The following is an 11,514-nucleotide window of genomic DNA, read 5'->3' on the forward strand; positions in this document are numbered from 1 at the left end:
CCATGCAACGATCACCGTTTCCCGCATTGCTTGCATCTATGAGCGTCGCTGCCTGCACTGTCGGACCAAGCAATGTCGAACTGCGCCCGGCGGTAGCGCCCGGCTGGATGTCCGCTGCAAATCCGCATCCAATAGATGACGACTGGTGGCATTCGTTCGACGATCCGCAACTCGTCGAACTCGTTGAGCTGGCAGTAAGGAACAACCACGATGTTAGAGAGGCCGAAGCGCGCCTACGCGAGGCTCGCGCATTGCGTGACGCCGCACGCGGCCGTGCCGGCCCAGATGTAGCATTCACCGGCGCGGCCACCGAGAACCGGGTCAGCGAAAACGGTCAGTTGCCGGTCGCCAGCGTTCCGGGGTTGGATCCTCGATTTTCCCTTTTCGATCTCGGATTTGATGCGTCGTGGGAAATCGACCTGTGGGGCCGCGCACGGCGTAGCGTCGAGGCGGCCGACGCACGTGCAGAGGCCATGCGGGAAGCGCGGCACGGCGTCATCCTACAGGTGATCGCCGAGGTCGTCCGAAGCTATGTCGATCTACGCAGCGCCCAAACTCGGCTGGTGATTGCGCGCGCGGACGCCGACGCGCAGCAAGGCATTGCAACCCTGGTCGAAGAACGATTCCGATCCGGTGAGGCATCGCTCTTCGACTTTGCCCGTGCCGATACCCAGGCGAAGGCGACAAGCATAAGTCTTGACGGCATCGAGGCGGACGCGCACGCGGCAGCCTACCGTTTGTCCTTGCTAACTGGTCAAGCACCGGGAGCGACCGCGCTCCGGCTGTTGAGCCCTGGACCGCTTCCATCTGATCCATCACAGGTCACGGCTGGGCTGCCATCGGAGCTTCTGAGGCGACGCCCGGATATCCGTCAGGCGGAGCGCGAATTGGCGGCCTTCACCGCCGACGTTGGCGTGGCGACGGCCGATCTCTTCCCGCGACTGTCGCTCATTGGTTCGATTGGTCAGCAAGCGCAGAACGCGGGTGATCTCGCCTCGGGGACGAGCACACGATTTCAGATTGGGCCTAGCCTGCACTGGCCCATATTCTCCATGGGACGCATCCGGGCGCAGATTCGAGCTGCCGATGCCCGCGCCGAAGCGGCGCTAGTGCGCTACGAGCGGACCGTGACGGGTGCGCTTACCGACAGTGAAACAGCGCTCAATCGGTATGCCGCAGCGCGAAGCATGCGTCAGAAAGCGGATGGAGCAACAGCACAGGCGGCCGTCGCGGTCGATCTTGCGCGACAGCGCTACCATGCTGGCGAGGACGCCCTGACCATCTTGCTGAACGCACAATCCGCATACAGCGTTGCGGAGCGCGCGAGCCTTGATGCCCGCGTCGGTGAGTTGATGGCCGTCGTCGCTCTCTACAAGGCGCTAGGGGGTGGGTGGGAGGCCGTCATCGCATGATCGGTCTGCCACTCTTACGATCACAGGTTTATCGCGTTTCCGCCATCCGGCGCGAAGGTTGCCGCCGAACGACCGAGCGCGGGTAGAGCGATGCGGCGGCGGCGTTCGGCACCAATAATCGACCGCCAACCCAAGAGTGCGGCTGTAAACCAGCCACCTCAACTGCTGGGCGGTCGAATTCCGATGACATCTCTTCTTCAAACGCTCGCCGTTGCCGAGTATCTGAACTTCCGCCATGCGGCGAATGCCATGGGCGTCAGCCAGTCCAGTGTCAGCGCGCGCGTAAAGGCGCTGGAAGAAGACCTTGGCGTCCAGCTGTTCGAGCGCCACGCGCGCGGTGTGCGGCTGACGGAAGCCGGCCGGCATTTCGTCGAGCGGGTGACGACCGGCATCGACCAGCTCGACCACGCAGTCAGGACGGCTGGAATGGTGGCGCGCGGAGAGCACGGCCGGCTGCGCGTAGGTATCCATGCCCTCATCCCCGGCAGCTTTCTCGCCATGCTGATCGAACGCTACCGGGAGCAATATCCTGGCATAGAGGTCGAGATCGCCGAAGGCAGCGCCCGCGATAGCGTCATGCGGCTTCGGGCCAACAGACTGGACCTGACGTTCGTGGCGGGCTCGCCCGAGTTTCCCGACTGTCATGCACGGAGGATATGGAGCGAACGGCTTCTGGCCGCGCTGCCCTCGCGCCATCCGCTCGCCGATGGCGTGGGCGTGACCTGGGCCGATCTGGCAGGCGACAACTTCATAGTTCGTGAAGGCGGCAGCGGGCCACAGGTGCATGACCACATCGTCATGCGCTTCGCTGGCAGTTCGCCGGACCTGTCGATCCTGCGTTTCGACGTTGAGCGCAGCACGCTGCTGTCGATGGTCGCGCAAGGTTATGGTGTCACCATTGCCGGCGAGGCGACAATGCTTCTGCACGTGCCCAGCGTGACGTTTCTGCCGATCCTCGACGAGTTCGAACCTTTTGCGTTTTCTGCCGTCTGGTCCCCGCACAATCGCAGCCCAGCGCTCAGGAACCTCCTCGACCTCGCAGCCGAGATGGGCAGGTCAGCGCGATCCGGCTGACGATTTTAGAAGCTCGCCCGGTTCCACGCTCAAGGCGTCGGCAATCTGCCCGAGAACCGTAACGCTAGCCGACACGTCGGCACGCTCGATCGCCCCGATATAGCGCGCGCTCAGGCCGGAGCGATCCGCCAGTTCCTCCTGCGTCAGTTGCTTGCCATGACGTATCCGACGCAGATTGACCGCCATGACCTCTTTGAGATCCATGACGTGAGCGGAGCCTGAGTAGGAATGATCGTTCCAGGAACGATAATTCCGATTCGTTGCGCGATGTGATATTTACCGGATAGCTTCGACTATCGGGGCGGTTGAATGCTTGGCGGAACTACACCGCCAGACATCAACGGTCTCACCTGAGAAGCAAAAGTGAGGTAATTATCAATCCGAGCCGCGGTGCCGGAAGGAGGCCGCAGATGCGCGTCAAACCCGAACTCGATCCCCATGTCGATGATTTGGCTCCGATGGAGCCGGACATAACCCTCTACGACGAGGCGCATTTCGTCACCTATCTGCGCCTGCTGGATGCCGAGACCGATGGCGCGGACTGGATGGAGGTGGCGCGGATCGTGCTGCATCGTGATCCGCTGGCAGAGCAAGACCGAACGCGGACGTGCTGGGAAAGCCATCTCGCCCGAGCGCAGTGGATGACGAAAATCGGCTACCGGCGCATTCTGGAACAAGCCGTCGAAGAAGCCCGCAACACACGGCACTGACCCGTCCGATTTCTACGCCATGGTATCCGGCAGCACGCTCGCTGTTCTTTCCTGTTGCCTATCGTGAAACCGCCTATTCTCTGATCGGCTCCGCCTCTTTTGCCGATTGGAGCCTGTATGTCGGGAAGCCGTGTCCTCTGGGGCCAGATCACCATCGTCGTCGTCATCGTGCTGGCGGCGATCTGGGGCGCGACCGAGTGGACGGCGTGGAGGCTCGGATTTCAGGGGCAGCTTGGCACACCATGGTTCGAGCTGGGCGGCTGGCCGTTCTACTATCCGCCGGCCTTTTTCTGGTGGTGGTACTCCTACGATGCCTATGCGCCCGCGATCTTCGTCGAAGGAGCGATCATCGCGGCTTCGGGCGGTTTCCTCTCCATCGCCGTCGCCATCACCCTGTCGATCATCCGCGCGCGTGAGGCCAAGAACGTCGCCACCTACGGTTCGGCGCGTTGGGCCTCGGCCGAGGAGGTGAAGGCGGCCGGATTGCTCGGCCCGGATGGCGTGGTGCTGGGCAGGCTGGACCGCGACTATCTCCGCCACGATGGGCCGGAGCATGTGCTGTGCTTCGCGCCGACCCGTTCCGGCAAGGGCGTCGGCCTTGTCGTGCCGACATTGCTGACCTGGCCGGGCAGCGTCATCGTCCATGATATCAAGGGCGAGAACTGGGGCCTGACGGCGGGATTCCGCGCCGGGCATGGCCGCGTGCTGCTGTTCGATCCGACGGATGCCAAATCCTCCGCCTACAATCCGCTGCTGGAGGTCCGGCGCGGCGACTGGGAGGTCCGCGACGTCCAGAACATCGCCGACATCCTGGTCGATCCCGAAGGCGCGCTCGACAAGCGGAACCATTGGGAGAAGACCAGCCACTCGCTGCTGGTCGGCGTGATCCTGCATGTCCTCTATGCCGAACCCGACAAGACGCTGGCCGGGGTCGCCAACTTCCTCTCCGATCCGAAACGTCCCATGGAGGCGACGCTGCGCGCCATGATGTCTACGCCGCATCTGGGCGAGGTCGGCGTGCATCCCGTCATCGCCTCGTCGGCCCGCGAGTTGCTCAACAAATCCGACAACGAGCGATCGGGCGTACTGTCCACCGCCATGTCGTTCCTCGGTCTCTACCGCGATCCCGTGGTGGCGAAGGTGACGGCGCGCTGCGACTGGCGCATCGCCGATCTGGTCGCGGGCAACCGGCCCGTCAGCCTCTACCTCGTCGTGCCGCCTTCCGATATCGCCCGCACCAAACCGCTCATCCGCCTGATCCTCAATCAGGTCGGGCGACGGCTGACCGAGGAGTTGAACGCCGCCAATCGCCATCGGCTGCTGCTGATGCTGGACGAGTTTCCGGCGCTGGGGCGGCTCGACTTCTTCGAGTCCGCGCTGGCCTTCATGGCCGGCTACGGCATCAAGAGTTTCCTGATTGCGCAGTCGCTGAACCAGATCGAGAAAGCCTATGGCGCGAACAATTCGGTGCTCGACAATTGCCATGTCCGCGTTGCCTTCGCTACCAATGACGAGCGCACCGCCAAGCGCGTGTCGGACTCGCTGGGCACCGCGACCGAGATGCGTGATTCCACCAACTATGCCGGCCACAGGCTATCGCCCTGGCTCGGCCATCTCATGGTCTCGCGGCAGGAGACGGCCCGGCCACTTCTGACCCCCGGCGAGGTGATGCAGCTTCCACCGACCGACGAACTGCTGCTGGTCGCGGGCGTGCCGCCAATCCGGGCGAGGAAGGCGCGCTACTACGAAGACGCGCGCTTCAAGGAGCGGCTGCTGCCGCCGCCGGACCTGTCCACCGGGGCCAAAGCCTCGAAAGCGCCATCGGGTGACGACTGGTCGGCCCTGACGACACCAACGCCCACCGCACCATCCGCGCCGCCAACGCACGACGCCGCCGCGACCGATCCCGCCAATGCAGGTATCCGCCGCGAGCCGGAACTGCCCGAGCATGAGGAGATCGTGCCCGACGCACATCCGGTGGTCCGCGAGTTCGATGTGCTCGACGACGAGCCGGACGTGGACGCCGCCAAGGCCCGCACCATCCGCCAGCAGGTCAGGTCCGTCGCACGCCAGGCGACGATGGACCCGTCCGACGGCATCGAACTGTAAGGAGCCGTCGCCATGCAGACCAAATCCCGCATGAATGTCTATTTCGAGCCAGACCTTCTGAAGAAGGTCGAGGCGTTGGCGCTGCGCCGCAACGTGTCCAAATCAGCCGTGATCGAAGCGGCGGTCGCGTCCTTCTTGTCCGCCGACGCGTCCGAACGGCTGGAGGCGGTCTTCGCTCGCCGCATGGACAAGCTCGGCCGACAGGTCGAAGGACTGGACGAGGATCTGGCCATTCTCGGGGATACGCTCTCGCTGTTCATCCGCTTCTGGCTGACCGTGACGCCACCTTTGCCCGACAGCGCGCAGGCGTCGGCACGGGCGAAGGGCGCGGAGCGATTCGACGGCTTCCTGCAATCGCTCGGGCGGCGGCTGGCGACCGGCGATCGATTTCTGAAGGAGCTGTCGCGGGACATCGACGCAGCACGAAATAGTAGCGATACGCAATAGGACGGACGCCGCTGATCGTCCTCACGACCTATGATCGGTCGATCGCGACATAGCTTTTCGCGAACTCGCCCTCCAGCGCCTGCGATTCCTCCCATGTCATCGGGTTCTTGTTCGCCTTCTCCCAGATGCTGACCGCCTTGTCGGCGTGCTTCATCGACTGGCCGATGCCCGACAAGCCCGGAAACAGGACTTCCGCCTCAGCACGCGCTTTCCTGCCGACTTCGCCACGCGCCTCACGCCATGTGCGATAGGCGGGATGATGCGCCTGCTTATACTCGTCCAGCGCTCGATCTCGATCTTCGCGCTCCCGCTTGACCCATGGAGCAGGCTTGCCCTTTTTGCCTGGATTATTGCTCATCGCGCTGCCTTTTCTGATTCCATTCAAGATGGGCATAGCTGATCACTATCGATCGCGGGCTTTTCAATCCCGCCGATTGCCGCCTTTTCTTCGCCATGGCCGTCGGCTGTTAGATACTTGTTGAATCAGCCAAACTTCCGGCTCTTTTAATCATCCCGGTCCGGGAGCGTCTGTTTTGTCCCTGGCGAGATCGGGGATCAGATGGCGGCTTCACACCAGATTTCGGAGAGCTTGACGCGGGGCGCGCGGATGCTGCGCACCGCGCTCGGCCCCGCCATCGCGCGATTTCTGGAAGACCCGGCCGTCGTCGAGGTGATGCTAAACCCCGACGGGCGGCTCTGGATCGACCGACTGTCCGAAGGTCTGTCGGATACGGGCGAGCGGCTGTCGCCCGCTGATGGCGAGCGCATCGTTCGCCTGGTCGCGCATAATGTCGGCGCGGAAGTCCATGCCGGTGCGCCGCGCGTCTCCGCCGAACTCCCCGAAACCGCCGAACGGTTCGAGGGGTTGTTGCCGCCCGTCGTCGCCGCGCCGGCCTTCGCCATTCGCAAGCCCGCCGTCGCCGTATTCACGCTCGACGACTATGTCGCCGCCGGGATCATGTCGGCGACACAGGCCGAAGCGCTGCGTTCCGCCGTCGCGTCGCGCGCCAACATCCTCGTCGCCGGAGGCACGTCCACCGGCAAGACGACGCTGACCAATGCGCTGCTGGCCGAGGTAGCGAAAACCGCTGATCGCGTCGTCATCATCGAGGATACGCGCGAGCTGCAATGCGCCGCGCCCAACCTCGTCGCCATGCGCACCAAGGATGGCGTCGCCTCGCTGTCCGATCTCGTCCGCTCGTCGCTGCGGTTGCGGCCCGACCGCATCCCGATCGGCGAGGTGCGCGGCCCCGAAGCCCTCGACCTGTTGAAGGCTTGGGGCACCGGCCATCCGGGCGGCGTCGGCACCATCCATGCGGGCAGCGCCATCGGCGCGATCCGCCGCCTCGAACAGCTCATCCAGGAAGCCGTCGTCACCGTGCCTCGCGCGTTGATCGCCGAGACCATCGATCTCGTCGCCGTGCTCGCCGGACGCGGTTCGCAGCGCCGGCTCGTCGAACTCGCCCGCGTCGAAGGCCTCGGCCCCGACGGCGATTACAGCGTCGTGCCTGCCGTCACCGACGGCGGCGACATCCAGTCCGTCCTCAGTCTTGAATCCAAAGGAGATATCCGATGATCCGCACGTTTTCGCGCGGTTGCCAGCACATGGCGACCGCAGCCCTTGCCGTATCCATCAGCATGATGCTGGCGCCCGCCGCCCATGCTTCCGGCTCTTCCATGCCGTGGGAAGCGCCGCTGCAATCCATCCTCCAGTCGATCGAAGGCCCGGTCGCCAAGATCATCGCCGTGATCGTCATCATCTCGACCGGCCTGGCGCTGGCCTTCGGCGACACGTCGGGCGGATTCCGTCGTCTGATCCAGATCGTCTTCGGTCTGTCGATCGCGTTCGCCGCGTCGAGCTTCTTCCTGTCGTTCTTCTCGTTCGGCGGGGGGGCGCTCGTCTGATGGCCGGCCTTGTCGAACAGGGCGGTGACGTGCCGGGGTATTCCGTGCCGGTCCACCGGGCGCTGACCGAGCACATCCTGCTCGGCGGCGCGCCGCGTGGCCTCGCCATCCTCAACGGCACATTGGCGGCGGCGCTTGGCCTCGGCCTGCGGCTCTGGCTGGTCGGTCTCGCCATCTGGGCGGTCGGCCATCTCGCCGCCGTCTGGGCGGCCAAGCGCGATCCGATGTTCGTCGATGTGGTGCGCCGCCATCTGCGCATCCCCGGCCATCTCGGCGTTTGAGGAGGCCGATCCCATGATGAACCTCACCGAATATCGCCGCACCGCCACCCGCCTCGCCGACTTCCTGCCCTGGGTCGCGCTCGTGGGTGAAGGCGTCGTCCTCAACAAGGACGGCAGTTTCCAGCGAACGGCGCGGTTTCGCGGCCCTGATCTGGACTCGGCCGTGCCCGCCGAGCTGGTCGCCGTCGCCGGGCGATTGAACAACGCCTTCCGCCGCCTCGGATCGGGATGGGCGATCTTCGTCGAGGCGCAGCGCCATGAGGCGGCGTCCTATGCCGTCAGCCGCTTTCCCGATGCCGCCTCCGCGCTGGTCGATGCCGAGCGCAAGGCGGACTTCAAGGAAGCGGGTTCGCATTACGAATCCAGCTATTTCCTGACCTTCACCTACCTGCCGCCGGCCGAGGACGCGGCACGCGCCGAGACCTGGCTGTACGAGGGTCGCGAGCGCTCCGGCGTCGATGGGCGCGAGATGCTCGCGGGCTTCGTCGATCGCACCGATCGCGTGCTGCAACTGGTCGAAGGCTTCATGCCGGAATGCGTCTGGCTCGATGACGCGGAGACGCTGACCTATTTGCATTCCTGCGTTTCGACGCAGCGTCATCGCGTCCGTGTGCCCGAGACGCCGATGTATCTCGATGCGCTCGTCGCCGACCAGCCGCTGATCGGCGGTCTCGAGCCACGATTGGGATCGTCGCATCTGCGCGTCCTGACCATCGTCGGCTTTCCGACCGCGACCACGCCCGGCCTGCTCGACGAGTTGAACCGGCTCGCCTTTCCCTATCGCTGGTCCACCCGCGCGATCCTGCTCGACAAGACCGATGCGACGAAGCTGCTGACCAAGATCCGGCGGCAATGGTTCGCCAAGCGCAAGTCGATCGCCGCGATCCTGAAAGAGGTGATGACCAACGAGGCCTCGGCCCTCGTGGACACGGACGCCGCCAACAAGGCGGCCGACGCCGATCTGGCGTTGCAGGAGCTGGGCGCGGACTATGCCGGTCTCGCCTATGTCACCGCGACGATCACGGTTTGGGACGACGATCCGCGTATTGCCGACGAGAAGCTTCGGCTGACGGAAAAAATCGTCCAGGGCCGCGATTTCACGGCGATGGCCGAGACGATTAATGCGGCGGACGCCTGGCTCGGCAGCTTGCCGGGCCATGTCTATGCCAATGTCCGACAGCCGCCGATTTCGACTTTGAACCTCGCCCACATGATTCCGCTTTCGGCGGTATGGGCGGGTCCGGAACGGGACGAGCATTTTGCAGCGCCCCCACTGCTCTTCGGTAAGACCGAAGGCTCGACCCCGTTCCGGTTATCCCTTCACGTCGGCGATGTCGGCCATACCCTCGTCGTCGGGCCGACTGGTGCCGGCAAGTCCGTGCTGCTGGCGCTCATGGCGCTTCAGTTTCGGCGCTACCCGCAAGCGCAAGTCTTCGCCTTCGACTTTGGTGGCAGTATTCGCGCCGCCGCGCTGGCGATGGACGGCGACTGGCACGATCTCGGCGGTGGCTTGAGCGACGGCAGCGACGAGAGCGTGTCGCTCCAACCGCTGGCCCGCATCCATGACGTGCCGGAGCGCGCCTGGGCGGCCGACTGGATCGTGGCGATCCTGACCCGCGAAGGCGTCGCCATCACCCCGGAGGTGAAAGAATACATCTGGACCGCGCTGACCTCGCTCGCCAGCGCGCCCGTCGGCGAGCGCACGATCACCGGCCTTGCGGTCCTGCTTCAGTCCAATGACCTGAAACAGGCGCTCCGGCCTTATTGTGTCGGCGGCGCCCATGGCCGGCTGCTCGACGCCGAGGCCGAGCACCTCGGCTCCGCCACGGTCCAGGCCTTCGAGACCGAGGGGTTGATCGGCACAGAGGCAGCGCCCGCCGTGCTGGCCTATCTGTTTCACCGCATCGGCGACCGGCTCGACGGTTCGCCAACGCTCATCATCATCGACGAAGGGTGGCTGGCGCTGGACGACGAAGGGTTCGCCGGCCAGCTCCGCGAATGGCTGAAGACGCTGCGCAAAAAGAACGCCAGCGTCATCTTCGCCACGCAGTCGCTGTCTGACATCGACGGCAGCGCCATCGCGCCCGCCATCATCGAAAGCTGCCAGACCCGGCTTCTGCTCCCCAACGAACGGGCGATCGAGCCGCAGATCACGGCCATCTATCGCCGCTTCGGCCTCAACGACCGCCAAATCGAGATCCTCGCACGGGCGACACCGAAGCGCGATTATTACTGCCAGTCGCGGCGGGGCAACCGGCTGTTCGAGTTGGGTCTGTCCGATGTGGCGCTGGCGCTCTGCGCCGTCTCGTCGAAGACCGACCAGACCGAGATCGCCCGCATCGTCGCCGATCATGGCCGCGACGGCTTCCTCACCGACTGGCTGCGCCATCGCGGTCTCGCCTGGGCGGCCGACCTTATCCCCGACCTTACCAACCTGGAGATCCCATCATGACCACTCGTCGTTCCCTTGGCCGCCGCTTCGCCGCTGTCTTGCTGGCCGCACCCATCGCGCTGTCGCCGATCCTCGTGACGACGCCCGCCCAAGCGCAGTTCGGCGGGATCGTGTTCGACCCGCGCAATTACGTGGAAAACGTCCTGTCGGCCGCACGCTCGCTCCAGCAGATCAACAACCAGATCACCTCGCTTCAGAACGAGGCCCAGTCGCTCATTAATCAGGCTCGTAACCTTACCAGCCTGCCATATTCATCGCTGCAACAGCTTCAGCAGTCGGTCCAGCGCACCCAGCAGCTTCTGCAACAGGCGCAGAACGTCGCCTATGACGTCCAGCAGATCGACCGGATGTTCAGCCAAAAATACGGCAACGTCTCGCTATCGGCCTCCGACAGCCAGCTTGTCTCCGACGCCCGCTCGCGTTGGCAGAACACCGTCGGCGGTTTGCAGGACGCGATGAAGGTGCAGGCCGGCGTCGTCGGCAATATCGAGACCAACCGGTCGCAGATGTCTGCGCTGGTCGGATCGAGCCAATCCGCGACCGGCGCGCTTCAGGCAACGCAGGCGGGCAACCAGCTTCTCGCGCTCCAGGCCCAGCAGCTCGCCGATCTCACCGCCGTAGTCGCCGCCAACGGCCGCGCGCAAGCGCTGACCGAGGCCGAGCGCGCGGCAGCGGCCGAACAGGGCCGCGAGCAGCGCCGCCGCTTCCTGACGCCGGGCACCGGCTACCAGCCCGGCAGCGCGCAGATGTTCAATAACGGCAACAACTGAGCGGGGAGACGCGCCATGGAAGGCAAGACGCTCGCCCGCATCGCAGCCGCCGTGTTCGCGGGCGTCGCCATCACCGCGACCGCGATCGAGATGACCCGCGAGGAAGAGACGTCGGCAGATCCGACGGCGGCCGTGATCGCGCCGGCCGCGCCAGACCCGCTGCGCGAGGGGCAGCGCCGATGCCAACGTCTCGGCGAGGCAGGTACGCGCGACGCGGAATGCCTTCGTGTCTGGGCCGAAAGCCGCGACCGCTTCCTTGGTCTCGATAGGCAACGCCCCTCCGTACCGTCGAACGACGATCCCGCGACCAAGCAGACCGCGCCGGCCGAGCCGAGCACGACCGAGGAACGATAA

General features: G+C 65.0%; 13 protein-coding genes. 11 read left to right on the forward strand and 2 right to left on the reverse strand.

Features of this window, described 5'->3' with window-relative positions:
• The first annotated feature begins 2 nt into the window (after positions 1-2).
• Both B3Z70_RS00455 and B3Z70_RS00460 read left to right on the forward strand, forming a co-directional pair.
• Positions 3-1,412: an efflux transporter outer membrane subunit gene (locus tag B3Z70_RS00455; RefSeq protein ID WP_164876625.1), complete on the forward strand. Its 1,410-nt coding sequence runs from the start codon at positions 3-5 to the stop codon at positions 1,410-1,412.
• Between the two features lie 183 nt (positions 1,413-1,595).
• Positions 1,596-2,486, forward strand: a complete 891-nt coding sequence (locus tag B3Z70_RS00460; RefSeq protein WP_292044396.1) for a LysR family transcriptional regulator — start codon at positions 1,596-1,598, stop codon at positions 2,484-2,486.
• On the opposite strand, the gene B3Z70_RS00465 is transcribed toward B3Z70_RS00460, so the two are convergent.
• Positions 2,469-2,672 carry a helix-turn-helix domain-containing protein gene (locus B3Z70_RS00465; protein ID WP_292044398.1) on the reverse strand — a complete coding sequence of 68 codons (204 nt, stop codon included), beginning with the start codon at positions 2,670-2,672 and terminating at the stop codon, positions 2,469-2,471. The two genes, B3Z70_RS00460 and B3Z70_RS00465, sit on opposite strands and share 18 nt — an antisense overlap.
• A 224-nt stretch (positions 2,673-2,896) precedes the next feature.
• Here B3Z70_RS00465 and B3Z70_RS00470 point away from each other — a divergent pair, with 224 nt between their 5' ends.
• From B3Z70_RS00470 to B3Z70_RS00480, 3 genes are all read left to right on the forward strand, one after another.
• On the forward strand, positions 2,897-3,196 hold the full coding sequence (locus B3Z70_RS00470) for a DNA -binding domain-containing protein (RefSeq protein WP_127966054.1): 300 nt from the start codon (positions 2,897-2,899) through the stop codon (positions 3,194-3,196).
• A gap of 117 nt (positions 3,197-3,313) precedes the next feature.
• Positions 3,314-5,305: a conjugal transfer protein TraG gene (locus B3Z70_RS00475; protein WP_127966055.1), complete on the forward strand. Its 1,992-nt coding sequence runs from the start codon at positions 3,314-3,316 to the stop codon at positions 5,303-5,305.
• A 12-nt stretch (positions 5,306-5,317) separates the two neighbouring features.
• Positions 5,318-5,752, forward strand: coding sequence for a CopG family transcriptional regulator (locus tag B3Z70_RS00480; protein WP_127966056.1), 435 nt, complete (start codon positions 5,318-5,320; stop codon positions 5,750-5,752).
• Positions 5,753-5,780: 28 nt separating this feature from the next.
• Here the strand turns inward: B3Z70_RS00480 and B3Z70_RS00485 are convergent, their stop codons facing one another.
• Positions 5,781-6,146 (reverse strand): hypothetical protein, encoded by a 366-nt coding sequence (locus B3Z70_RS00485; RefSeq protein WP_292044403.1) that lies wholly within the window; start codon positions 6,144-6,146, stop codon positions 5,781-5,783.
• Positions 6,147-6,359: 213 nt separating this feature from the next.
• Here B3Z70_RS00485 and trbB point away from each other — a divergent pair, with 213 nt between their 5' ends.
• The 6 genes from trbB to trbK-alt are packed head-to-tail and all read left to right on the forward strand — an operon-like array spanning position 6,360 to position 11,514.
• On the forward strand, positions 6,360-7,328 hold the full coding sequence (trbB, locus tag B3Z70_RS00490) for a P-type conjugative transfer ATPase TrbB (protein ID WP_409514366.1): 969 nt from the start codon (positions 6,360-6,362) through the stop codon (positions 7,326-7,328).
• Positions 7,325-7,657, forward strand: a complete 333-nt coding sequence (locus B3Z70_RS00495) for a TrbC/VirB2 family protein (protein ID WP_127966059.1) — start codon at positions 7,325-7,327, stop codon at positions 7,655-7,657. The genes trbB and B3Z70_RS00495 overlap by 4 nt, the downstream gene beginning before the upstream one ends.
• The gene (locus B3Z70_RS00500) at positions 7,657-7,938 is read left to right on the forward strand and encodes a VirB3 family type IV secretion system protein (protein WP_127966060.1); all 282 of its coding nucleotides are present in this window, start codon (positions 7,657-7,659) and stop codon (positions 7,936-7,938) included. The genes B3Z70_RS00495 and B3Z70_RS00500 overlap by 1 nt, the downstream gene beginning before the upstream one ends.
• Positions 7,939-7,951: 13 nt before the next feature.
• Positions 7,952-10,390: a conjugal transfer protein TrbE gene (gene trbE / locus B3Z70_RS00505; RefSeq protein ID WP_127966061.1), complete on the forward strand. Its 2,439-nt coding sequence runs from the start codon at positions 7,952-7,954 to the stop codon at positions 10,388-10,390.
• Positions 10,387-11,160, forward strand: coding sequence for a P-type conjugative transfer protein TrbJ (gene trbJ, locus B3Z70_RS00510; protein ID WP_284113692.1), 774 nt, complete (start codon positions 10,387-10,389; stop codon positions 11,158-11,160). The genes trbE and trbJ overlap by 4 nt, the downstream gene beginning before the upstream one ends.
• A gap of 15 nt (positions 11,161-11,175) precedes the next feature.
• Positions 11,176-11,514 carry a putative entry exclusion protein TrbK-alt gene (trbK-alt, locus tag B3Z70_RS00515; RefSeq protein WP_127966063.1) on the forward strand — a complete coding sequence of 113 codons (339 nt, stop codon included), beginning with the start codon at positions 11,176-11,178 and terminating at the stop codon, positions 11,512-11,514.

The sequence above is a fragment of the Brevundimonas sp. UBA6550 genome (assembly GCF_002434505.1).
GTDB lineage: Bacteria > Pseudomonadota > Alphaproteobacteria > Caulobacterales > Caulobacteraceae > Brevundimonas.